This is a genomic window from Pedobacter sp. GR22-6, assembly GCF_037402555.1.
Taxonomy (GTDB): domain Bacteria; phylum Bacteroidota; class Bacteroidia; order Sphingobacteriales; family Sphingobacteriaceae; genus Pedobacter.
On the sequence record NZ_JBBEUC010000002.1, the window covers coordinates 1,001,547 to 1,023,731 of the forward strand.

The 22,185-nt window shown below is 43.9% G+C and carries 22 protein-coding genes; 16 read left to right on the top strand and 6 right to left on the bottom strand.

The window, feature by feature from the left end; genetic code table 11:
- Position 1: 1 nt before the first annotated feature.
- From WAE59_RS11890 to WAE59_RS11905, 4 genes are all read left to right on the top strand, one after another.
- On the top strand, positions 2 to 907 hold the full coding sequence (locus WAE59_RS11890) for an AraC family transcriptional regulator (protein ID WP_337856180.1): 906 nt from the start codon (positions 2 to 4) through the stop codon (positions 905 to 907).
- An 88-nt stretch (positions 908 to 995) separates the two neighbouring features.
- On the top strand, positions 996 to 1,838 hold the full coding sequence (locus WAE59_RS11895) for an SDR family NAD(P)-dependent oxidoreductase (protein WP_337856181.1): 843 nt from the start codon (positions 996 to 998) through the stop codon (positions 1,836 to 1,838).
- 123 nt (positions 1,839 to 1,961) lie between these two features.
- Positions 1,962 to 4,022 carry a glycoside hydrolase domain-containing protein gene (locus WAE59_RS11900; RefSeq protein WP_337856182.1) on the top strand — a complete coding sequence of 687 codons (2,061 nt, stop codon included), beginning with the start codon at positions 1,962 to 1,964 and terminating at the stop codon, positions 4,020 to 4,022.
- A gap of 51 nt (positions 4,023 to 4,073) precedes the next feature.
- Positions 4,074 to 4,550, top strand: a complete 477-nt coding sequence (locus WAE59_RS11905; RefSeq protein ID WP_337856183.1) for an OsmC family protein — start codon at positions 4,074 to 4,076, stop codon at positions 4,548 to 4,550.
- A 2-nt stretch (positions 4,551 to 4,552) separates the two neighbouring features.
- Here WAE59_RS11905 and WAE59_RS11910 read toward each other — a convergent pair whose 3' ends face one another.
- Positions 4,553 to 5,887 (bottom strand): M23 family metallopeptidase, encoded by a 1,335-nt coding sequence (locus WAE59_RS11910; protein ID WP_337856184.1) that lies wholly within the window; start codon positions 5,885 to 5,887, stop codon positions 4,553 to 4,555.
- Positions 5,888 to 5,953: 66 nt separating this feature from the next.
- A complete protein-coding gene (locus tag WAE59_RS11915) occupies positions 5,954 to 6,736 on the bottom strand; it encodes a 3-keto-disaccharide hydrolase (RefSeq protein ID WP_337856185.1) in 783 nt (260 codons plus the stop codon).
- A gap of 485 nt (positions 6,737 to 7,221) precedes the next feature.
- On the opposite strand from WAE59_RS11915, the gene WAE59_RS11920 reads away from it, so the two are divergent.
- The 7 genes from WAE59_RS11920 to WAE59_RS11950 all read left to right on the top strand — a co-directional run bounded on the left by WAE59_RS11920 (position 7,222) and on the right by WAE59_RS11950 (position 15,516).
- Positions 7,222 to 8,139, top strand: coding sequence for a hypothetical protein (locus WAE59_RS11920; protein ID WP_337856186.1), 918 nt, complete (start codon positions 7,222 to 7,224; stop codon positions 8,137 to 8,139).
- 3 nt (positions 8,140 to 8,142) lie between these two features.
- Positions 8,143 to 8,559 carry a luciferase domain-containing protein gene (locus tag WAE59_RS11925; RefSeq protein WP_337856187.1) on the top strand — a complete coding sequence of 139 codons (417 nt, stop codon included), beginning with the start codon at positions 8,143 to 8,145 and terminating at the stop codon, positions 8,557 to 8,559.
- Positions 8,560 to 8,681: 122 nt separating this feature from the next.
- On the top strand, positions 8,682 to 9,932 hold the full coding sequence (gene fabF, locus WAE59_RS11930; protein WP_337856188.1) for a beta-ketoacyl-ACP synthase II: 1,251 nt from the start codon (positions 8,682 to 8,684) through the stop codon (positions 9,930 to 9,932).
- 240 nt (positions 9,933 to 10,172) lie between these two features.
- Positions 10,173 to 11,801, top strand: coding sequence for an acyl-CoA carboxylase subunit beta (locus WAE59_RS11935; protein ID WP_337856189.1), 1,629 nt, complete (start codon positions 10,173 to 10,175; stop codon positions 11,799 to 11,801).
- Between the two features lie 101 nt (positions 11,802 to 11,902).
- Positions 11,903 to 12,868 carry a thioredoxin-disulfide reductase gene (trxB, locus tag WAE59_RS11940; protein WP_337856190.1) on the top strand — a complete coding sequence of 322 codons (966 nt, stop codon included), beginning with the start codon at positions 11,903 to 11,905 and terminating at the stop codon, positions 12,866 to 12,868.
- A gap of 116 nt (positions 12,869 to 12,984) precedes the next feature.
- A complete protein-coding gene (locus tag WAE59_RS11945) occupies positions 12,985 to 14,892 on the top strand; it encodes a beta-N-acetylhexosaminidase (protein ID WP_337856191.1) in 1,908 nt (635 codons plus the stop codon).
- 6 nt (positions 14,893 to 14,898) lie between these two features.
- Entirely contained in the window at positions 14,899 to 15,516 is a 618-nt protein-coding gene (locus WAE59_RS11950) for a hypothetical protein (RefSeq protein ID WP_337856192.1), read from the top strand.
- An 11-nt stretch (positions 15,517 to 15,527) separates the two neighbouring features.
- Here WAE59_RS11950 and WAE59_RS11955 read toward each other — a convergent pair whose 3' ends face one another.
- Entirely contained in the window at positions 15,528 to 16,124 is a 597-nt protein-coding gene (locus WAE59_RS11955) for a hypothetical protein (protein WP_337856193.1), read from the bottom strand.
- Positions 16,111 to 16,608, bottom strand: coding sequence for an RNA polymerase sigma factor (locus tag WAE59_RS11960; RefSeq protein WP_337856194.1), 498 nt, complete (start codon positions 16,606 to 16,608; stop codon positions 16,111 to 16,113). Before WAE59_RS11960 ends, WAE59_RS11955 begins: the two co-directional genes overlap by 14 nt.
- Before the next feature lie 131 nt (positions 16,609 to 16,739).
- On the opposite strand from WAE59_RS11960, the gene WAE59_RS11965 reads away from it, so the two are divergent.
- From WAE59_RS11965 to rpmA, 4 genes are all read left to right on the top strand, one after another.
- Positions 16,740 to 18,167: a dicarboxylate/amino acid:cation symporter gene (locus tag WAE59_RS11965; protein WP_337856195.1), complete on the top strand. Its 1,428-nt coding sequence runs from the start codon at positions 16,740 to 16,742 to the stop codon at positions 18,165 to 18,167.
- 3 nt (positions 18,168 to 18,170) lie between these two features.
- On the top strand, positions 18,171 to 18,680 hold the full coding sequence (locus WAE59_RS11970; RefSeq protein ID WP_337856196.1) for a hypothetical protein: 510 nt from the start codon (positions 18,171 to 18,173) through the stop codon (positions 18,678 to 18,680).
- A gap of 86 nt (positions 18,681 to 18,766) precedes the next feature.
- Complete coding sequence (rplU, locus tag WAE59_RS11975) at positions 18,767 to 19,078, top strand: 50S ribosomal protein L21 (RefSeq protein WP_008241463.1); 312 nt, start codon at positions 18,767 to 18,769, stop codon at positions 19,076 to 19,078.
- Between the two features lie 55 nt (positions 19,079 to 19,133).
- On the top strand, positions 19,134 to 19,571 hold the full coding sequence (gene rpmA, locus WAE59_RS11980) for a 50S ribosomal protein L27 (protein ID WP_337856197.1): 438 nt from the start codon (positions 19,134 to 19,136) through the stop codon (positions 19,569 to 19,571).
- Positions 19,572 to 19,642: 71 nt separating this feature from the next.
- On the opposite strand, the gene WAE59_RS11985 is transcribed toward rpmA, so the two are convergent.
- The gene (locus WAE59_RS11985; protein ID WP_337856198.1) at positions 19,643 to 20,023 is read right to left on the bottom strand and encodes a helix-turn-helix domain-containing protein; all 381 of its coding nucleotides are present in this window, start codon (positions 20,021 to 20,023) and stop codon (positions 19,643 to 19,645) included.
- 216 nt (positions 20,024 to 20,239) lie between these two features.
- On the opposite strand from WAE59_RS11985, the gene WAE59_RS11990 reads away from it, so the two are divergent.
- Entirely contained in the window at positions 20,240 to 21,205 is a 966-nt protein-coding gene (locus WAE59_RS11990; protein ID WP_337856199.1) for a response regulator, read from the top strand.
- On the opposite strand, the gene WAE59_RS11995 is transcribed toward WAE59_RS11990, so the two are convergent.
- On the bottom strand, positions 21,202 to 22,170 hold the full coding sequence (locus WAE59_RS11995; protein WP_337856200.1) for a polyprenyl synthetase family protein: 969 nt from the start codon (positions 22,168 to 22,170) through the stop codon (positions 21,202 to 21,204). The two genes, WAE59_RS11990 and WAE59_RS11995, sit on opposite strands and share 4 nt — an antisense overlap.
- Positions 22,171 to 22,185: the final 15 nt, after the last annotated feature.

Below are 22,185 nucleotides of genomic sequence, written 5' to 3' on the forward strand. Positions count from 1 at the left end.
CATGTCGAAAAGAACCCAGACACTCGAAGAATTTTACGAGCATAAAATAAAAGAACTGCCACCTAACCTGCACCAGGACGTCGGCCACTTCAATGTGTTCCGCCTGGAAGATTGCCTGGAAGCAGATGCCGAAGGTCAGAAGTACAGCCGCAGGGAGTTTTATAAGGTGACATTGATCAGGGGAAAGAACCGTTACCATTATGCCGACAAGACGGTTGAGGTGACTGGCCCCACACTCATATTTTTCAACCCCCAGGTGCCTTACACCTGGGAGTCGCTATCCGAAGACAAAACGGGTTTCTTCTGTATCTTTTCCAAATCTTTTTTTACGGAAAAGATCCGCGGCGGACTGGAAGAGCTCCCTATGTACGCCATAGGAGGGAAGCCGGCTTACCTGCTGGATGAGGAACAGGATGCCCATGTCAGCGGGATCTTTACCAAGATGCTGGCGGAGATCGGTTCCGACTATGCCTTTAAATACGATCTGTTGCGGAACTACGTCATGGAGATCACGCATTTTGCCTTGAAGTCCCGACCTTACGAAACCTTATACCAGCATCCTGATGCCAAATCCAGGATCACTTCCGTCTTCAATGAGCTGCTGGAACGGCAATTTCCGATCGAGAGCCCTGCGCAGCGCTTTACCATGCGCTCAGCCAAAGACTTTGCGGCGCAACTTTCGGTACATGTAAACCACCTGAACCGTGCGATCAAACAGACAACAGGAAGAACGACTACCGATCTCATTACGGAAAGGTTGATCGGAGAGGCTAAAGTATTGTTGAAACACACCAATTGGAACATCTCCGAAATCGGCTACGCATTGGGCTTTGAAGAACCCGCACACTTCAATAATTTCTTTAAAAAGCAAACACAGCATACACCTTCAGGCTTCCGTTCTGCCTAATGTTTGAATTTTGCAAGTAATGCCTTGAATCCTGCAAACGCAGGGCCTGGGTGCTGACTAAATTTGTATCATCAAAAAAACAAAAGAGATGAACACAAGAAAAATTTGGTTTGTAACCGGAGCATCAAAGGGATTAGGACTTACCCTCGTCAATCAACTGTTGGCCCAGGGCCATCAGGTAGCGGCAACTTCCAGGAACCTGGAAGAACTAAGTTCAGCGGTTCAGGGCGCTACGCCTGAAAATTTTCTTCCTTTATCGGTTGATATCGTATCTGAGAAAAGTGTTGCTACCGCCATCGAAGCTACGGTATCACGTTTTGGCGGACTGGATGTTGTCGTCAACAACGCCGGGTATGGCCTTTTAGGTAGTCTGGAGGAATTGAGCGATGCAGAATCCAGAACAAATTTCGACGTAAACGTATTCGGTACCCTTAATGTAATCCGTCAGGCCATGCCGCATTTGAGGAATCAACAGTCCGGACATATCTTCAATATTTCCTCTATCGGTGGCTTTTACGGCAACTTCCCCGGATGGGGCATCTACTGCGCAACCAAATTTGCGGTACAGGGACTCACGGAATCTTTGTCTGCAGAGGTTAAAGAATTCGGTATTCATGCTACAGTAGTGTCTCCCGGATATTTTAGAACGAATTTTCTAGCTGCCGGTGGTGTAGTTACACCTCAAAATCAACTGGAAGCCTACGCTGCGGTAAGGGAATCTGAAAGACAACACCAGGAGTCGATCAATGGTAACCAACCCGGTGATCCGGAAAAAGGTGTGGCATTGATCATAGAAGCAGCATTTGATGAAAACCCACCTTTGCATTTGTTCCTCGGACAAGACGCCTATGATATGGCTTACGTGAAGATAGATGCCATAAAATCTGACCTGGAAAGCTGGAAATCGAAGACCGTGTCAACAGGATTCTAAAATAATGTGCTGAAACGGTATAGCAACTATTTAAATTAACATAAGCGTAACAAGGAATCTGTTCCTCGTTGCGCTTTCTTTTTTAAATAAATCCTAAATTGCGGGCCAACACACAATTGAATAATGAAAATTTTTCCGCTATTACTACTCTCACTCTTTTCAACCGCAACTTTTGCACAGACAGCGAAGAAGGCTGATCCAAAAGACCTGAGTGCTTCTGTCAATGTATTCCTGGGTTCTTCAGGCGATCACGGACAATTGTCGCCCGCTGCCTCTTATCCTTTTAGTATGCTGAGCATCGGTCCACAGACCTATCCGCATATCCATACCGGCTATGAACATTCTGCAAAGCAGTTTCTGGGGTTTACCCACAACCGTTTTGAGGGGGTAGGCTGTATGGGAAGCGGTGGAAATTTCATGATCAAGCCTTTCCTTGGCAATGACCCTGAAAAAGGAGAGCTGATCAAGGCCAAAGAACAAGCATCCCCGGGCTATTATAGTGTCGGCTTCGAGAATAAAATGACTGCCGAAATGACTGTGCTGAAAAATCAGGGAAAGCACCGCTACCGCTTTCCTAAAGGAGAGAAAGGTTTCGCGATAGACCTTGGCTATGCATTTAATGGAGGATTTGTTTCAGAAGAGCATCAGACTGGAACCAACAGTATCAGCGGGATGATCGCTTCTAAAACAACCTGCGGTGCCGGAGTGTACCGCATTTATTATACCGCCGTATTTAGCAAACCAGTAAAAATCCAGCCAGCAGGCGATCGCAAATTGATCGTAACCCCGGCTGTGGATGTTACGGAAATAGAAATGAACATCAGTTTCTCTTCTACAAGTGTAGCTTATGCAGAAAACGAACTGAGTAAACTGACTTTCGATCAGTTGAAAACTCAAAGCAAGGAAGGATGGAACAAACACCTGAACCGCATCCAGGTAAAAGGTGATAAAGACAGGGAAAAGCTATTCTATTCCCTTCTGTACCGCACTGTGCAATCACCTTATCAGATCTCTGAAACAGATGGGAACTACAAAGCCATTGATGGTTCAACCCAAAAGACCACAGGCACCAAATACAACGGATGGGCTATTTGGGACAACTACCGTACACAATTGCCACTACTATCTGTTGCTTATCCTGAGCGTTTTCAAGACATCGCGACATCTATTGCCAACTTATATAAATATGGTAAAAAGGACTATGCCACTAAATTTGAGCCTTCTCCAACCGTTAGAACTGAGCATGCCGTAGTTGTTATTCTGGATGCTATGCGTAAAGGATATAAGGTTCCTGCAGATGAGATCCTCGATTCACTGATAAAGGAAGTAGACCACCTCGACTATGGTTCTCCTGACAAAGCCCTGGAATCTTCTTATGATGCCTGGGCACTCTCTGAAATCCTGGGTCTATTAAACAAAAAAGACCTGAGTGCCAAATACAAACAAAAAGCGTTGGAATACAAGGAGCACTGGAACAAGGATTTCAAGGACATCAGCAGATCGGATGTAGACCGTATGCAAGCCCGTAAGCTCTATCAAGGTACCATCTGGCAATACCGTTGGTTTGTGCCTTTTGATGTGAAAGGATTGATGGAACTGATCGGAGGAGAAAAGACTTACACCGAGCAGTTGGATTACTTCTTTAAAAATGACCTGTACAACCATGCCAATGAGCCAGACTTGCAAGTTCCCCTGATGTACAACATGACGGCACAGTCCTGGAAGTCGCAAAAACTCATGCACAATTATGCGGTAGATACTGTAGTTCAATATTATTTCAACGACAACAGCAGGGGTATTGATCCATTTATGGATAGAATCTATAAAAATACTGATAAAGCTTATATCCGTACGATGGATGATGATGCCGGTGCCATGTCGGCCTGGTTTGTCCTCACCGCGGCTGGAATCTCCCCGGCTTGCGTAGGCTGGCCGGTTTATTACCTGAACGTACCTTTATTTGAAAGCGTAACCTTCAACTGGGAGAATGGTAAGCAGTTGAACATCAAGGTAGAGAACTTCTCCGATAAGAATTTGTACATCAAAGAAGTACGCCTAAACGGGAAAAAACTGGACCGAAATTGGCTGGATCAAAAAGAGATCATGAATGGCGGAATGTTAACCATCGTTGCCACTGATGTTCCACAGGAAAACAAAAATGCCTGGATTACAGATTTTAAGTGAAAACATCCCTAAGAATGTTTAAATTGGTTTATCAAGTATAAACAGAACGTTATGGAAAAATCACACGAATATCAGACCAGTCTGGTGTGGACTGGTAACAAAGGCTCCGGAACTATGGATTACCGTTCTTACGACAGAAGTTATGTGATCTCAGTTGATCATAAGGCGGATATTCAGGGTTCTTCCGATTCGGCTTTTATGGGCGACAAGGCGAAGCACAATCCTGAAGATCTCCTGCTTTCGGCAATTTCTTCCTGTCATATGCTATGGTATCTGCACCTCTGTTCCCAAAATGGAATTGTGGTGCTCGACTATAAAGATCAGTCAATCGGTACTATGATAGAAAATGCGGATGGAAGCGGGCATTTTAGCGCCGTACAACTCAATCCACGCGTGACCATTAGTAAGGAAGGAGATGTGGCTAAAGCAAATGCGCTACATGAGCAGGCCAATAAAATGTGTTTCATTGCCAATTCCTGTAATTTTCCCATCACGCATGAACCCAATTGCACAGTAGAGCGCAACTAAACTTATAAACTTTTGATCCAGCCGGTCTTACTGTCACCGGCTGTGATCAATTGATAACCTTCAAAACTACCCAGTACTTTTACACTCGTTCCTGCGATAAGGCTTGTCATTACAGCAGCCAGACTATCTGGTTGGTCGTACAGTTGCTGTTGTGCCGAAGACAGCTTTATGGTACGCAGTGCAGTTTTGGTGCTCAGCACATTCCTGCTCTGGATGTAGACTTCCTGCCCGTCGGGCAGCCGGCTACGGTACCACTCTGCGCTTGCGCCATTCACCTGAATAATGGTTCCCGCTGGAAGGCTGCGAAAGGGTGTATTGCCGGCGCCCATCTCCTTATAGACTGGTGTTTTCCTTGAGGTTCGAAGTGTAGCATTCAAATTATCCAAATCTGCCTGTATTTTAGGTGCTTTCGGCACCACCGGATTTAAAAAAGGCAGCGGATCAACAGCTCCTCCAGTAGTGTAAATCCCAAAGTGCAGATGTGGAACTGTGGTTTTGGCATTTCCTGTATTGCCCACCAGCCCAAGTGTATCACCAATTTTAACAGGTTGACCCTCCACAGCGATCTGCTGATCCAGATGCGCGTAATACAGGGTGTAGTTCTTTCCTTTCGGACGCATCCAGACCACCTTACCGCCCAGGTTGTTTTCGTTTACCCTCACTACAGCACCTTCAGCAATCGCTACTACGGGAGTTCCGCGCGCAGCAAAAAGGTCTATGCCCTCATGCTTCCGCGTATTTCCGTCGCGGCCGTCACCAAAAAAACTTTGGATATGATCCCTGCGCTTACCGCTGATCGGATAGCCCAATGATGGGCCAGTGGTGATCTCCAGTGTGTAAGCGCCACTCCGCAATAGTTCAGGCTGTAAACGAACGAGGTAACTGCCTGTTTCCTCGATGTCGACAGTGATGGGATTGCCAAGCGTATCTGCAGCATTGAGGAGTTTGGGACTTCCACTTTCTGAAAGCTGCCAAAGATCCATATAGATTGTAAATTCCTCAACAGGCTTTTTATCCAGCCTGACACTAAGCCTTTGTCCCCTGGTCGCGTTAAAGCGGTACACGGCCACCGGAACCTTTTCGGCCGCAAAATAACCTTGCTCCTGGAAAGGGATTTTTACTGTTAAGGGCTGTTGAAGTCCGCTTGTTGCGGCATTGATCCAGGCTGTACCCATGGCTGTTTTGTGCAGACCGGCACTGACCAGTTTTCGCTGGTACTGCTCATGAGGTGAAGCTGGTTTGAAGGGATCTAATGTCCCTGATTTACAGGAAAATAGACAGAATGATCCGAGTAAGATCAATACATATATCGCTTGCTTAAGCTGGGGTATAAACATAAATGCCAGGGTTATTTATGATTAAACAATCCTGGCATCCTGATGTTTGCTGAAAATCCTGGTGCTTTACAACTCTCTGATCCAGATGTTGCGGAAACTCAAAGGTTCACTTGGATCACCATGTGACTGCAATTTAATCGGTGAAGCTCCGTGTGCTTTCCTGTAAGCCGGGTCGCCAATGTACTGTGTTGGACCTTTTAAAATGGTATTGTCCTGCACCAAAATACCATTGAACAAGACAGTTACTCTCGCTGGCGTTTTTACAGATTTATCTTCGTTGAAGGTAGGAGCGGTCCAAACAATGTCGTAAGAATTCCATTCTCCTGGTTTGTTGGTTGGATTAGCCAGTGGTACAAACTGCTTGTAGATGCTCGCTGCCTGACCATTGGTATAAGTATCATTCTGGTAAGAATCCAGGATCTGCAATTCATAACCATCATCACCCTTACCAATAGAAGCCAGGAACAAACCACTATTGCCGCGGCCTTGACCTTTACCACTGATGTTGGCGGGTACTTGCCATTCGATGTGTAACTGATAGTTTAGGAAGGACTGTTTGGTCTCTATATTTCCACCGCCCTGTTTGTTTACTGTAAATACGCCATTGGCTACTTTCCATGAGGCAGGTTTATCGCGGTCATTGGTCATTACCCATTTGCTCAGGTCTTTTCCATCGAAAAGCACGTTAGCATCCGAAGGGGGAGTAGTTAATACCGCTTTTGCCGAAACCACTTTCGGTACCGGTGTATAAACTTCAGTCTGTTCAGGCTTGGTTTTTTCCTGTGCGTTTGCCATGCTGAATGTTCCCATCACTAATGTAGAGGTAAGGATTGTGTTTTTTAAATTCATTGTGTGTTGCTAAAATGATTGATCAAGATAAAGGTAATAGATTCTACAGGCTAATCAAAAAATATTATTGCTCGTAGAATCTCTGTTAGCTGGTTTATGGGTGTGGTTTACCGATGTATAAGGTGCAGTTAGATTCATCCCAATGTTAACCTTTAATTAATCAGTGCTGACCCCACCTTTTTATTGTAAAAAGGTGGGGTCAACGTGGGGTTACTGTGGCCTTACCCTGGGATGAGCTACTATTCAGCCTAAACACAATTTAATACGCCCTTAATGCATTGTAATATACGGTTTATTTATCTAACCCAAATGTGCAGGGAAATCGTTACGATCTAAATGACCATTTCAAGGTATTGATTTAATAAAGATTAGCACAATTTTTTGTACAATTAAACTTTCAATATATTTTGAAAGTTTAATTATTAACTTTAGATTTGCTTGACCAGCTGTCAGAAAGATTCTAAAACTTAACTCAAATAATGAATATGAAAGCATTTCTCAAATCTCCGGTTCTGCATGGTGTATTGGTTGCTAACTTCAGCATACTCGCGATCATCGGTCTCCACAAATATCTGCTCGGAAACAGTTCAAAAGAAAGTATTTTAATTTTCTCTGAGTTTGTGGTACTTCCCATTTTGATGGGTGTGATTGCCGCCTGGTTTTGGCGTGATTTGGGGCTCTCAGGCAAGCGCACTGTCAAGTACGCTTGCTTTAATAGTTTATTTGCCATTTTAATGAGTGCAATTTTTCTTGGGGAGGGGATGATCTGTTTACTCATCGTTTCTCCATTGATATTCGCATTCAGCATTACCGGTACCTTTATGGGACAGCGGATGTTTAAAAAGAAAAATCAGGGATTGAACGTTAGCATCATCAGTATGCTGTTTGTGGTGTTTGTAGTCGACGCTGTATCGGAACATGATTATCAGAATATGGTAGGCGATGAAATGCTGATTCGGGCCAGGCCGGAACAGGTATGGAAGCATGTGGTAGCTTTTGAAAAAATCAAACAGAAAAATGACTATTGGTTGTTTCAGATTGGAATGCCAAGCCCAATGCAGACCACTGTAGATGGGTATTGTAAGGGAGCAGGACGGAAATGTATTTTCAGCAACGGATATATTTTTGATGAAAAAATAGTGACCTATGAACAGAATAAAGACCTCACATTTGATATTGTTGCTCAGCCTCTGGATCCAGAGATCATGGGGCATATTGACATCCTCCGCGGACAGTTCCTGTTGAAGGACAACCTGGATGGCACAACCACCCTGATTGGAAATAGCTGGTATAAATTGCATGTGTTCCCGGTCTGGTATTATGACCTATGGGCAGAAAGCATTACTCGGAATGTACACCTCCGGGTGATGGACCACATCAAAATGCTCAGCGAAAACAATTAGTTGATGTTCGATTTTGTAGTCCGTTATTTGGTCTGGCTCAAGCATCTTCCCCTCGCGGCTCAGGTCTTTGATGTCATGCTCAAGATGCGGCAAATGTTGGCCCAACCTGAAATGCTGGACTGGATAGATGAACTTGAAGCAGAATTTTTAAGTTGGGATGGTGCCTCGACAAGCCTTCACCGCTATGGAGGCCTGCAGTTTAATACAGCTGGGAAGGAACTCGGACATTTTCACAGTAACGGACTGCTGGACATGTGCTTTAGTAAAAAAATGAAGTCGGAACTGCTGGTTTCAGGTAGGGTAAAAGACCATCATATTTTCAAAAAAACTGGCTGGATCAGCTTCTATATCAGGGGAGTTGAGGACAAAGCATATGCATTGGAATTGCTTCGTATGGCTTATTTAAGAAGAATGTTGTAAATTGCGCCGCAAATTTACTGATGCTGAAGCGAAGGCTGAAAGCGGTAAAAGTGTGGTTAGGTGCAACTTGGATTAATAGGGGAGTCTTGAAGAAGGCAACCGTTAGTATAAAATAAGTAAATATGAAAAGAGTAGTAGTGACAGGTTTAGGTGCTGTAACCCCTCTGGGTAATACAGTGCAAGAGTTTTGGGACAATATTGTTGCCGGCAAAAGCGGAGTATCAGCAATAACAAAGTTCGACGCTTCAAAATTCAAAACTAATTTTGCCGCTGAGGTTAAGGATTTTGATCCGGAAGCCTATATCGATAAAAAAGAGATTAAGAAATACGATCTATTTACACAGTATGCCATTGCCGCCAGTGACCAGGCGATTAAAGATTCGGGGATAGATTTTGAAAATATGCCCGAAGTTGACCGCTATGAAGTAGGAGTGGTATGGGGTTCGGGTAATGGAGGGATCATGACTTTCGAACAACAGGTGAGAGATTTTTACCTGGGTGACGGTACGCCAAGGTTCAATCCTTATTTTATTCCTAAGATGATTGTGGACATCGCTGCAGGCGTAATTTCCATCCGAAACAAACTGCATGGTCCAAACTATGCTACAGTTTCGGCCTGTGCTTCTTCCAATACTGCGATCATCAATGCCTTTGATACCATCCGTATGGGGAAAGCTACAATTATGGTAGCAGGTGGTTCCGAAGCCGGGGTAACTGCACCATCGATCGGTGGATTTAATGCGGCCCAGGCATTGTCTAAGAACAATGAAGACCCACAAGGTGCATCGCGCCCATTTGATAAAAACAGGGATGGTTTTGTAATGGGTGAAGGTGCAGGTGCACTGATCCTGGAAGAACTGGAACATGCTAAAAAACGCGGCGCTCATATTTATGCGGAGCTTGTAGGCGGTGGTATGGCAGCAGATGCTTATCACCTGACAGGTACACCTCCGGATGGTCTGGGTGCATCTTTGGGCATCTCGAAAGCCTTGAAGGATGCGGGAATCTCCGCTGACAAAATTGATTACATCAATGCGCATGCAACTTCTACAGGTTTGGGAGATATCGGTGAATTGAATGGCATCAAAAAAGTGTTCGGTGATCATCCTGTGGCAATCAGTGCTACCAAATCCATGACGGGACACTTACTGGGTGCAGCAGGTGCGATAGAGAGCGTGATCAGTGTGCTTTCCATTAAAAATGACATTATTCCGGCAACCATCAACACTCAGGAACTGGATCCTGAAATACCAGAAGGACTGAATTTTATTTTAGGTAAGTCGGTTCACCAACCGGTAAATTATGTATTGAACAATACCTTTGGCTTCGGAGGGCATACCGCTACTTCGATCTTCAAGAAATATACGGACTAGTACTTCCTAAGGTACTTTATCGAACTTCGTCATTGCGAGGTATGAAGCCATCTTCTGTCTAAAAGGATTGCTTCGTACCTCGCAATGGCGTTTTGGGGGATTTGCAATAATGCCTCGAAGGGGCAATCTCTGGCTCCATGAAAAAAATAATTTGCCTTTGCAGAGAGGCAACACTGTTCTTTGTACCGAATCCCCGATTGGACTTTTGTTCCATAAGAAAATACAATTAACTTGCCTGCGATGGACATAGCATTCAATAAAAACGAAGATCTGAACAAGCAGCTGGTTTATGAGCTGAAGACCCGTTTAAAAAAGATATACAAAGGCGGTGGTGAAAAAAGTGCCGCGAAGCAAAAGGAAAAAGGTAAAATGCTTGCCCGGGAGCGGATTGCTTACCTGCTCGACAAAGACCGCCAGTTTCTGGAAGTTGGTGCCCTGGTGGCAGAAGATATGTATGCCGATCAGGGTGGCTGCCCTTCTGCAGGAGTTATTTGTATCATTGGTTACATCGAAGGAAGGCAGTGTATGGTTATTGCCAATGATGCGACGGTAAAAGCCGGTGCCTGGTTTCCGATGACTGCTAAAAAGAACCTGAGGGCACAGGAAATTGCAATGGAAAACCGTTTGCCGGTGATTTACCTGGTAGATAGTGCGGGCGTATACCTGCCGATGCAGGATGAGATCTTTCCGGATAAGGAACATTTTGGAAGGATGTTCAGGAACAATGCCCTAATGTCTTCAGATGGGATCGTACAAATTGCAGCCATCATGGGCTCTTGTGTGGCCGGAGGTGCTTACCTGCCGATCATGAGTGATGAGGCCATGATCGTAGACGGTACGGGTTCTGTATTCCTTGCCGGATCTTACCTGGTCAAATCGGCTATAGGGGAGGATGTAGACAACGAAACGCTGGGCGGCGCGACTACACACTGTGAAATATCGGGGGTAACGGACTATAAACATCCAAACGACCAGGCCTGTCTGGACAGCATCCGCAACATCATTGGTAAAATGGGGGCGCCGCAGGTGGCTGGTTTTGATCGTGTGAAACCGGCGTTACCTAAGTTGGACGAGGAGGAAATCTATGGTATATTGCCAGAGAACCGGGAAAAACCTTATGATATGATGGACATCATTCACCGTTTGTTAGATGATTCAGAATTTGAAGCCTATAAAGAACTCTATGGCCAGAGCATCATTTGCGGTTTGGGCCGGATCGATGGCTGGGCTGTGGGTATTGTGGCCAATCAGCGTAAAGTTGTGAAATCTAAAAAAGGTGAGATGCAGTTTGGAGGGGTGATTTATTCCGACAGTGCAGACAAAGCTACGCGCTTCATCATGAACTGTAACCAGAAGAAAATACCATTGGTTTTTCTGCAGGACGTAACCGGCTTTATGGTGGGCAGCAGGTCTGAGCATGGCGGGATCATTAAGGACGGGGCGAAGATGGTGAATGCCGTAGCCAATTCCGTGGTGCCGAAATTTACCATTGTAGTAGGCAATTCCTATGGAGCAGGCAATTATGCAATGTGTGGTAAAGCCTATGATCCGCGTCTGATCTATGCCTGGCCAAGTGCTAAGATTGCTGTGATGGGCGGTGCCCAGGCAGCGAAGGTATTGCTGCAAATCCAGCAGGCCTCTATGAAGAGTAAGGGAGAGGCAGATAGTCCGGAACAGGAAGCTGCATTGTTAAAGGAAATTACAGATCGGTATGATCGTCAGACGACCCCGTATTACGCAGCTTCGAGGCTTTGGGTAGATGGTATTATAGATCCGAAAGAAACGCGTAAAGTGATTTCCATGGGTATAGAAGCCGCTAATCAGTCGCCCATCAAAAAGCCCTTCAACGTGGGGATCATCCAGACCTAGTCCGGATTATAATCTATATATCACAATGTTGCATTTGTTACATTTTGCCGTTTGTTGAATCGCGGTGGAAAGCGTAAATTTGCAGTGTAATACTTAAAAATATGTCACAAGAAACAGAACACGTTCAATGTTTGATTATAGGTTCAGGTCCGGCCGGATATACCGCAGCCATCTATGCTGCCCGTGCAGATCTTAAGCCGGTTATGTATACCGGTATGGAACCGGGAGGACAATTGACTCAAACCACAGAAGTGGATAATTTTCCAGGCTATCCTAACGGGATCACCGGTCCGGAAATGATGGAAGATTTCCGTAAGCAAGCAGAACGTTTTGGAACAGACATCCGTTTCGGATATGTCAGTTCGGTAGATTTTACTTCTATGCCGCATAAAGTAGTTGTGGACGAGATAAAGACCATCACTGCGGATACGGTGATCATTTCTACGGGTGCTACTGCAAAATGGCTGGGATTGCCAAGTGAGCAGCAGTACAATGGATTTGGTGTTTCTGCGTGCGCGGTATGCGATGGTTTTTTCTTTAAAGGACAGGATGTGGCTATTGTGGGTGCTGGTGATACAGCGGCAGAAGAAGCAACCTATCTGGCTAAATTGTGTAAAAAAGTATATATGCTGGTGCGCAGGGACGAATTCAGGGCTTCAAAAGCCATGGTTCACCGTGTACTGAATACACCAAATATTGAAGTAATCTATAACTCAGAAGCTAAAGAAGTTTTGGGTAACGGAAAAAATGTTACAGGTATAAAAGTACTGAATAACCAGACCGGTGCTGAGTCTGATCTTCCTGTAGAAGGTTTCTTTGTGGCCATCGGTCATAAACCCAATACAGATATCTTCAAAGGCTGGTTAGAAATGGATGAAACCGGTTACCTGAAGACCATCCCTGGTTCTACGAAAACCAATGTAGAAGGTGTGTTTGCATGTGGTGATGTTCAGGACCATTATTACCGTCAGGCCATTACGGCGGCGGGATCGGGCTGTATGGCTGCATTGGATGCAGAGCGTTACCTTGCTGCGAAAGAAGATGAAATGAAAGCCGTGGTTTCTTAAAGGAAACAGGTGATAATGATAAGGGGCAGGATCTTGATCCTGCCTTTTTTTTGTTCCTATTGGTTTATATTTTTTTTACCTTGTGGCTTAAATTTATTTAAATCTTAAGCAAACAGATGAAAAAATTACTATCAATCACATTGCTGTCCTTTATGTCAGTCGGTTTGTTGGCGCAGACCGATGCAAATATGGGCATCATCCCCGCTCCGGTTTCAGTAACTAAGAAGAGTGGGAATTTTAAATTGGACAAGACGGTGGTCCTGATCTCCTCTGATCCGGCCAATTCAGGCATGGCTGATCTGCTGAATGCAGCAATTGTGACCAAAATCGGGGCTGCATTAAGGACGGTAAAGACTGCGGGTCCCACTGACAGGGCGATTGTACTGACTACTGCAGGAGCAGATAAACTTCCTGCTGAAGGATATACGATAGACATTACGGACAAGAAAATCACGATTACGGGGAAGGAAGCTGGATTGTTCTATGCAGTCCAATCTGCTGTACAACTTCTTCCAGAGCAAAAAAGCGGACAAGTGCTGATCCCTGCAGCCAGCATCAACGACTACCCACGCTTCAAATACAGGGGCTTGCACCTGGATGTATCCCGTCATCATTTCCCCCTGGCATTCATCAAAAAGTACATCGACCTGATGGCCCAGTATAAACTGAATAATTTTCACTGGCACCTGACCGACGACCAGGGATGGAGGATTGAGATCAAGAAATACCCAAAACTAACCACAATAGGGGCAAGCAGAAACGGGACTATTATAGGGCACCATCCGGGTGTGGGAACGGATAATGAAGTTTACAAAGGTTATTATACGCAAGATGAAGTGAAGCAGGTGGTGGCTTATGCTGCGACAAAGTTCATCAATGTCATTCCGGAGATCGAAATGCCGGGGCATGCTTCAGCAGCCATTGCAGCCTATCCGGAGCTGAGCTGTTTCCCAGACAGGGATACTTTCGTGGATGCTAAGACCCCATGGTCGGGATCGAGGAAGGGTAAGCAGGTGCAGCAGCAGTTTGGTGTATTTGACGATGTCTTTGTACCGAGTGATGCGACTTTTCAGTTTCTGGAAAATGTATTGGATGAGGTGATTGCTTTATTCCCTTCGAAATACATCCACATTGGTGGCGATGAGAGCCCTAAAGACTATTGGAAAGAAAGTGAATTTTGTCAGCAACTGATCAAGAAGTTGGGTTTAAAAGATGAGCATGAGCTGCAAAGCTATTTCATCCAAAGGATAGAAAAGCATGTGAATGCCAAAGGTCGTTCCATTATCGGATGGGATGAGATATTGGAAGGCGGACTGGCACCAAACGCAACGGTAATGTCCTGGCGGGGTACCGAAGGAGGAATTGCTGCAGCTAAGCAAAACCACGATGTGATCATGACCCCTGGTGGAAAGATTGGATTGTACCTGGACCATGCACAGTCTGCTTCTGCAGATGAACCTACAAACATCGGCGGTCTGGCACCTTACTGGATTGCGTATGCCTATGACCCTATGCCAAAAGACCTGACGGCAGATCAGCAAAAGCATGTGATCGGTGTACAGGCCAATTTGTGGACAGAATATATCGCTACACCGGCAAAAGTAGAATACCATATTTTACCAAGGTTATTTGCCTTGTCGGAGATCGCCTGGTCGCCCCTGGCGAGTAAAGACCTGAAGAACTTTACGGAAGAGCGTTTGCCGGTACACCTGGCCAAACTGGATAAAAGTAGTACGAATTATTGGGTGCCTACGCCAATTGGTTTGACGGAAAAAGTGCTGAAAGGGCAGGATTTTAACATTCAGCTCAAGTCGCCGGTACCGGGGGCGAAGATTTTTTATACCTTAGACCTGACCCGTCCTTCGGAAGTGGCATCAGTTTATGAGAATGGGATCAAAGTGACGGTGCCGGAAGGACAGAAACGTATTTTGAAAACAATAGTAATCACTCCAGGTGGGAGGCGCAGTGTAGTTACGGATACGATCCTGAACAACGGTGCCAACCTGGATACAAAGACGAAATAAAGAAAAATGAATTTGATGAAATATGTTGTGAAGCAGCCCCTGATTTTATCAGGGCTGCTTTTATTGGCCGCCTGTGGTGAAGATGCCCAGAATACGGATGCTCCTAAAGCTACTGCTGCTGTAAAGAAGCCTCAGTTTGTGTTTTACAAGGACATTGCCATCAGACCGGGTTTCAATTTTGAGGTGATCAGCTGGGGGAAAGGAGCCGATAGCATTGGTGGCTATACCATATTGATGTCTGATTCTCTAAAAAGTAACTATAAGACACTTTCCAACGAGCGTAAAGGGATCATCACTGATGCCTGGAATATGGATCTGGATAATGATGGGGATCCGGAAATCTATATTGAGCTGTTGAGCAAGCAGAAAGAAAAGGACCTGAATGTATATGAATATTCGGGAGGCAGTTTCAATAAGATCAGTTTTCCTTCACTGAGTGACAGGGCGCGGAAAAGCTATGCCGGCAATGACGAATTCAGGATCAAGAACGGGGATTTGTTCCGTACCTATCCACTGGTGAATCCCAAGGATACAAGTATAAAAGCTGGGGACAAAAAATACCTGCAATACCGACTGAGCGGAAACAGCTTCTCTGTATCGGAACTGGAAGAAGAAGGCCAGTAGGTACGCAGGAGTTATTGTTCTTTAAACTGTTCGCTGATGCGTTCAAATTTTTCGATCAGCAGATCGATTCTTTCTTTTTCGCGTTTCATGTAGGCTTTTCTCAGGATGGTGGCGCAAAGGAACATCCAGAAAATGGTAAAGGCCACGATACTGATTTGGATCCAGACCTCCATGTTGTCCAGCATTTCATAGAAGTAGAGGATGAAACCAAAGGAGAGTGCAATGGCATAGATCCAATACAACCTGTTGTACAGGTTGAACTTATTCAGCTGGTAGATCTTTAAATTGGATAGAAAGGCATTTGGGTGCTCTGTAAAATCATTTCTTGCAATGATCCTGTAGTCCAGGTATAGGATTATAGTATAGACTGCAATGGAGACAATGATGACGCCTAGTCCGGCGAGGGTAGTCCAGGAATTGAAAGGGAAGAACACCAATAATGCAGCGATGGCAGTAAATGACAAGAGCATGCCCAGTATATTGAGTAAGGAGCGGGTTCGCACCCCATTTACCTCTTTTTTAGCTTGCACCAGCATTTCTTCAGATGAGATTTTTACCTCAACCGAGTGTGACTGCCAAAGGGATTGTATATGATCAAATTCTTGCATGCTGATTGTATAATTCGGTAAGCTTTTGTTTAATGCGGTGGATTTTCACACGGAGGTTTCCTTCACTAATTCCAGATATCTCAGCGATTTCATGATAGGGAAGTTCATCGAGTACCATCGTGATGATCAGACGATCATTTTCTTCCAGTTTAGCGATAGATTTATAGAGTAAGGCGACCTGTTCGTTCTTTTCTGAAAATTCTTCCGGACGATTTTCAATGATATTTTCAGTTAGTTCGTCTTTTGCCTGACGTTTTTCTGATCTCAGGTAAGTAAGACAGGTGTTTACTGCAATTCGATAGATCCAGGTAGAGATTAATGATTTATTGCGGAATTTATCGAGGTTTTGCCAGACTTTAAGGAAAGTTTCCTGCAACAAATCGTTCGCCGAGTCCTCATCTCCGGTATAACCATAGCACAAATGGAATATCTTTTTTGAATTGGTATCGAAAATCTGCTTAAATAGTTGATCCTTTTTTTCCATTAATAAGGGCTAATGGGTGTTTGATTGCATTAAATATAAAATGTTACACACATTAATGAGCCCAAAAATAATAAATGTTTGTGGGCTTAGTGCAATTAGTTACTTTTGTTGCGTTCAAAAAAAGCTTCTGTATGAAACAAAACCGCATCGGGTTCATCACATTTATATTGGTTACGATTGCTATTCTTCTCGGACTTTCCAAGGAGTTTGAGGTTTTGCCTATTCCGGAGAACCTGATGATTGCAACGCGCTGGATCCTGGCGGTGGAGCTTGTGGTGTATGCTTTTATGAAAAAGAACCTCACTACCTGGATCCTGGTCTGTATGGTCCTGGGAGTTTTTGTAGGTGTGGATTATCCTAATGTAGCGATTGCACTACAGCCCCTGAGCAAAGGTTTTATTAAGTTGGTGAAAACGATTGTAGGGCCTATTCTATTTGCTACGCTGGTGTATGGTATAGCTGGTCATTCAGATTTGAAACAAGTAGGCAGGATGGCCTGGAAATCGATGTTGTATTTTTATTGTGCAACTACAGCTGCATTGTTTATCGGACTGGCTGCGATCAATGTCTCTCAGGCAGGGGTGGGTGTGAAAATTGAGAACATGCCCCATACAGAACTGCCGAAACCTGTAAAGGACCTTGCAGATGAGAGCATTCTGGCTTCCCTTCCCGATAACGTACATTGGTTGTATAAAACGCTGGCTTTTTTCAGGAACGTATTTCCGGAAAATATTGCCAAATCCATCTATGATGCGCAGATATTGCAGATTGTGATCTTTTCTGTAATCTTTGGGATTGGACTGGCTATGGTCGATGAAAAGAAGAGAAAGCCGATGGTAGATTTCTGCGAGAGTTTATCAGAAACCATGTTTAAATTCACCAATGTGATCATGTATTTCGCTCCCATCGGTGTAGGCGCTGCCATGGCATATACGGTAGGTCATATGGGGGTTGACATTTTGTTGCACCTGTTTAAACTGGTGGCTACCCTTTATGTGGCGCTGCTGGCTTTCATTTTACTCGTTTTATTACCCATTTCATTATACATTAAGTTGCCGATCCGCAAGTTCATCAATGCGATTAAGGAGCCGGTCTCTATTGCTTTTGCCACAACCAGTTCAGATGCAGCTTTGCCAAAAGCAATGAGTGCAATGGAGAAGTTCGGTGTGCCGCGCAAGATCGTTTCTTTTGTGATTCCTACAGGGTATAGTTTTAACCTGGATGGCACGACTTTGTATCTGTCGCTGGCCTCCATCTTTGTGGCACAGGCTGCGGGGATGCACCTTTCATTTGGAGATCAGTTGTTGATCGTGTTTACGCTGATGATCACCAGTAAAGGAGTGGCTGCGATACCAAGGGCATCGCTGATCATTCTGATTGCTACTGCAGACCAGTTTGGCTTACCAACGTTTATTATTGCGGCTATTTTGGGCATAGATGAGCTGATGGATATGGGGCGTACCTCTTTAAATGTAATAGGAAATTGTCTGGCGACAGTAGTGATAGCGAAATGGGAGGGGGAATATAACCCTGATCAGATAGAAACAGTAGAAGTATAATATATGACGAGTAAAGGTAAAAAGATATTCTTAGCACTAACCATTGTAGTTCCATTCCTGATTTATTGTGTGGTGTATTACACCCCTATGTTGCGGAATGCACCATTTAAATCCAAAGAATTTGTATCCCTGCAATTCAAATGGGGTGTAGGGCCGGTATTGGAAAACAGCTATGATTCTGCAACCGGTGATTACCAATATGTGGATACGCGGGATTCTTTAGTGAAAACGAATGTGAAACTGCGTAAAAATGACATTATGTATCTGCACAACAAGGCCAATGAACTGGGGCTTTGGAATTTTCCGGAGGTGATTGCCAATGCAGGTGAAGACCTCAAGTCGGCGAAAGTGCTGCGCTATGAGTTGCAGTTCAATTATGAACGGAAATCTAAAAAGGTGGTTTTTATGACAGATTATAGCGAAATGCCCAAGCTGCGGGATGTAGCGGGTCAAATGGTTAAGCTAATCAGTCAGAGCATTAATGAAGCAGAAGAACGCTACACTAATAAATAGTAATTCTATTGTGTTTTTATAAATATATTTCTATATTTGCACCTCGATAAAAAAAATAAACAATTTAAAATAATAATTATTTAACAATGTACGCAATAGTAAATATAGCAGGACAGCAATTCAAAGTTGCAAAAGACCAGCACCTTTTTGTACACCGTTTGCAAGGAGATGAAGGCGCTAGTATTGAATTTGACAATGTATTGTTGGTTGAAGATGGTGGTAAAATCTCTGTAGGAGCTCCTGCATTGAAAGGCGCTACAGTCTCAGCTAAGATCGTGTCTCATTTAAAAGGTGATAAAGTAATCGTTTTCAAAAAGAAACGTAGAAAAGGTTACAAAAAGAAAAACGGTCACCGTCAGTATTTCACCAAAATCCAGATTTCTGGTATCAGTTTATAATTATTGTTAAACATTGAATCCCTGTTCGGCAGGTATTTATAAAATATAAAACAAGATGGCACATAAAAAAGGAGCCGGTAGTTCCAGGAACGGACGTGAGTCGCATAGCAAACGCTTAGGTATCAAAATCTTTGGTGGACAGGAAGCTATCGCTGGAAACATTTTAGTACGTCAGCGCGGTACAAAACACCATCCAGACAAAGGAGTAGGTATTGGTAAAGACCATACTTTATTTGCTTTGGTTGATGGTACTGTAATCTTCAAAAAGAAACAAGATAACAAATCATACGTTTCTATTTTGCCTGCTGCAGTAGTTAAAGAAGTTGTTGCTGAACAAGCACCTGCTAAAAAAGCTGCTAAAGCTGAAGCACCTGTTGCTGAAGTTGCTGCAACTGAAGAAAAAGCGCCTGCTAAAAAAGCACCTGCAAAGAAAGCTGCTAAAGCTGAAACTGCAACAGAAACTACAGAAACAGAAGCTGCACCAGCAGAATAATTTCAACTCATTCAAAAAAAAAGCCTACTCGATTGAGTAGGCTTTTTTTTTGCCTATGAATTTTTCTTAGCTTATTCGGATTCCATTTCCTGGATTTCCTTTACAGTCGTCCTTTTGATCCTGTTGAATTCCTCTTCCAGTTCGCTGAGGATGCTTTTAAACTTCATCAGGGTACGTTGCATGTCTTTTACCGCATCTTTCACTACGGGCTTTGGTTTGGCTTTAGCCGGCGTCTCATCGCCATGTAATAACCATTCGTAGCTTTTTCCATAAAGACTGGAGATGAGGTATAAGGTATTGAATGAAGGAAATTGATTGCCCAATTCGATTTGCGAATAATTACTTCTCGATATTTTTAGTTTTTCGGAAACAAATGACTGTGACAGTTTACTTTCCAACCGTAGGTTTTTAACTCTTTCGCCAATCTCCTTCTTTGATAGTATTTCTTGCATAATTGGTTTTTATTGTGTTGATTTGTGAGCGTTAAAATGGTTTATCAGTGATTGTATTTGCAATTACTAAACCATAAATAGTCACAATTGGCAATGTTCTCTATCCACTATACGTATTTCATGTGAAAATGGATTGGATGTAAGCCTGAAAAATGTACCATTAAACCTTGTTTTAAATGAATTTTCAGTCGTTCAGTAACTTAAACCGTGTTTCTAATGCCAGGTAGAGGAATTTGCGAGCCGTCGTTTTGTTCTTATTTCGTCATCAACAAAAAATTTGAATTGGTCGATTTTACTATAGATGATCACCATGATCTGCAAGAATTTCTTGCAAAGTCGCCCACAGTTGGGGGAAATGTTGAGGAAATGATTACACAGAAATACAAAACCCAATTCCTGGTATTGCTCAGTAAAACTTTCTCCGGAAAAAGTTTCAGTGTGGAAAAGAGATTTGAGATGAAAGGTTCAGCGGATGTTTTGTACCAACTGGTTTTTACACCCTTACTGAATGGAGAGGAAGACATGTGGGTCATTTGCAACGTCATTAATAATAATGTGAATATAGGTCAGTTGCGCCTGTTGAATGACTATTCTCAGTTGACCTCTCATGCGTTAAGAGCTCCCATTACGAACATATTGAGTCTCTCCAATATTGGCAACTATGCAAAGATTGAGTCTTTTGACATTGCTAAAGTCAATCAATTGTTGTCGGATATCAATATACAAGCTGAAAAACTAGATGAAATCATCAGGACACTCAGTTCTTTGCTTAATAAGAACGAAAAGGGCGGCGTGTTTGAAGGTGGACATTTCCTTTCGAAGAATCAGCACGTCGTCCTTGTTGACGACGATAGGATCACCAATAAGATTCATCATACTTTGATCAAGAGGCATGCTGCTGATAAGCAAATTGTGTTGTTCCATGATCCTGAGCCGGCACTCGACTATATCGAACAGCACCAGCCTGATCTGGTTCTGCTGGATCTCCATATGCCGCATATTGACGGATGGAAGTTTCTGCACATGATGGAAGTGCGGAATATTCAGGTCGCGGTGATTATTGTATCTTCTTCCATAGATCCGAAAGACTTATCGAGGGCCAAAACTTTTGCTTTTGTGAAATATTTTGTCACGAAGCCCTTGACCCTCGATAAGGTAAAAATGATCTTTGAAAGTGCCTAATATTCTCTATTCATCAGGAGATTGGCAACGTTGATCAGTTCCGTTTTTCTATGTTCAGGAAGGTCGATCTGTTCCATCGCCCTGAAGGCATTTTCAAGATATTCCTGCATAATTTCCGTAGCCTGTTCTTTCACCTGGTACTGGTCGTACAGGTAAGTCACCTGCTTGATTTTATCTGCAGTGTTGCTGTTATTTGCCTGTGCACTTAGGTGTGCAGCGTGGGAGGGCAGGGCCAGCTGTTGTAACTTGAGCCTGAGGAAAGTTTTTTTGTCTGAAATGATATCTCCACCGACCTGTTTTCCGAATTTTTCGGGATCTCCGTAGACGTCCAGAATGTCGTCCTGCAACTGAAAGGCAATCCCCAGGTTTTCTCCGAATTCATAGATGCGTTCAGCGTCCCCTTCAGCAGCGTTGGCTACAATGGCACCCAGTTTCATTGCACCTCCAAGAAGTACAGCGGTTTTCAGGCGGATCATATTGATGTATTCATCTATGCTGACATCTTCCCTGGTCTCAAACTCCATGTCCAGCTGCTGACCTTCACAGACGCCTTGTGCGGTTGCATTAAAGGTATCCAGGGCGGGCCTGAGCACACTGATGTCTACTTTAGTCAGGTGTTTATTGGCCTCCACCATCATTACATCTCCACTGAGAATCGCCGTATTATCGCCCCACTTTTCATGTACAGTCTGCTGTCCACGCCTAAGTGGTGCATTGTCCATGATGTCATCGTGGATCAGCGTAAAATTGTGAAAGGTTTCAATGGCCAATGCTGCGGGTATGGCGCTTTCTAAATCCCCTTGAAAAAGCTCAGTGGACATCAGCAGCATGGTGGGCCGGATGCGTTTCCCACCGAGGCCCATAATGTAGCTGATGGGTTCGTATAAAGAAGCCGGGTGCGCCGGATATTGTATTTCTGTAATTGCTTTTTCTATTTTTTTTAATAATTCTGAAGGAGAATGCATTCTATTTTAAATGTG

Excerpts from the sequence above, each read along its gene's own strand:
- WAE59_RS11890 (WP_337856180.1), top strand. The coding sequence starts at position 2 with ATGTCGAAAAGAACCCAGACACTCGAAGAATTTTACGAGCATAAAATA.
- WAE59_RS11895 (WP_337856181.1), top strand. The coding sequence starts at position 996 with ATGAACACAAGAAAAATTTGGTTTGTAACCGGAGCATCAAAGGGATTA.
- WAE59_RS11900 (WP_337856182.1), top strand. The coding sequence starts at position 1,962 with ATGAAAATTTTTCCGCTATTACTACTCTCACTCTTTTCAACCGCAACT.
- WAE59_RS11905 (WP_337856183.1), top strand. The coding sequence starts at position 4,074 with ATGGAAAAATCACACGAATATCAGACCAGTCTGGTGTGGACTGGTAAC.
- WAE59_RS11910 (WP_337856184.1), bottom strand. The coding sequence starts at position 5,887 with ATGTTTATACCCCAGCTTAAGCAAGCGATATATGTATTGATCTTACTC.
- WAE59_RS11915 (WP_337856185.1), bottom strand. The coding sequence starts at position 6,736 with ATGAATTTAAAAAACACAATCCTTACCTCTACATTAGTGATGGGAACA.
- WAE59_RS11920 (WP_337856186.1), top strand. The coding sequence starts at position 7,222 with ATGAAAGCATTTCTCAAATCTCCGGTTCTGCATGGTGTATTGGTTGCT.
- WAE59_RS11925 (WP_337856187.1), top strand. The coding sequence starts at position 8,143 with ATGTTCGATTTTGTAGTCCGTTATTTGGTCTGGCTCAAGCATCTTCCC.
- fabF (WP_337856188.1), top strand. The coding sequence starts at position 8,682 with ATGAAAAGAGTAGTAGTGACAGGTTTAGGTGCTGTAACCCCTCTGGGT.
- WAE59_RS11935 (WP_337856189.1), top strand. The coding sequence starts at position 10,173 with ATGGACATAGCATTCAATAAAAACGAAGATCTGAACAAGCAGCTGGTT.
- trxB (WP_337856190.1), top strand. The coding sequence starts at position 11,903 with ATGTCACAAGAAACAGAACACGTTCAATGTTTGATTATAGGTTCAGGT.
- WAE59_RS11945 (WP_337856191.1), top strand. The coding sequence starts at position 12,985 with ATGAAAAAATTACTATCAATCACATTGCTGTCCTTTATGTCAGTCGGT.
- WAE59_RS11950 (WP_337856192.1), top strand. The coding sequence starts at position 14,899 with ATGAATTTGATGAAATATGTTGTGAAGCAGCCCCTGATTTTATCAGGG.
- WAE59_RS11955 (WP_337856193.1), bottom strand. The coding sequence starts at position 16,124 with ATGCAAGAATTTGATCATATACAATCCCTTTGGCAGTCACACTCGGTT.
- WAE59_RS11960 (WP_337856194.1), bottom strand. The coding sequence starts at position 16,608 with ATGGAAAAAAAGGATCAACTATTTAAGCAGATTTTCGATACCAATTCA.
- WAE59_RS11965 (WP_337856195.1), top strand. The coding sequence starts at position 16,740 with ATGAAACAAAACCGCATCGGGTTCATCACATTTATATTGGTTACGATT.
- WAE59_RS11970 (WP_337856196.1), top strand. The coding sequence starts at position 18,171 with ATGACGAGTAAAGGTAAAAAGATATTCTTAGCACTAACCATTGTAGTT.
- rplU (WP_008241463.1), top strand. The coding sequence starts at position 18,767 with ATGTACGCAATAGTAAATATAGCAGGACAGCAATTCAAAGTTGCAAAA.
- rpmA (WP_337856197.1), top strand. The coding sequence starts at position 19,134 with ATGGCACATAAAAAAGGAGCCGGTAGTTCCAGGAACGGACGTGAGTCG.
- WAE59_RS11985 (WP_337856198.1), bottom strand. The coding sequence starts at position 20,023 with ATGCAAGAAATACTATCAAAGAAGGAGATTGGCGAAAGAGTTAAAAAC.
- WAE59_RS11990 (WP_337856199.1), top strand. The coding sequence starts at position 20,240 with ATGCCAGGTAGAGGAATTTGCGAGCCGTCGTTTTGTTCTTATTTCGTC.
- WAE59_RS11995 (WP_337856200.1), bottom strand. The coding sequence starts at position 22,170 with ATGCATTCTCCTTCAGAATTATTAAAAAAAATAGAAAAAGCAATTACA.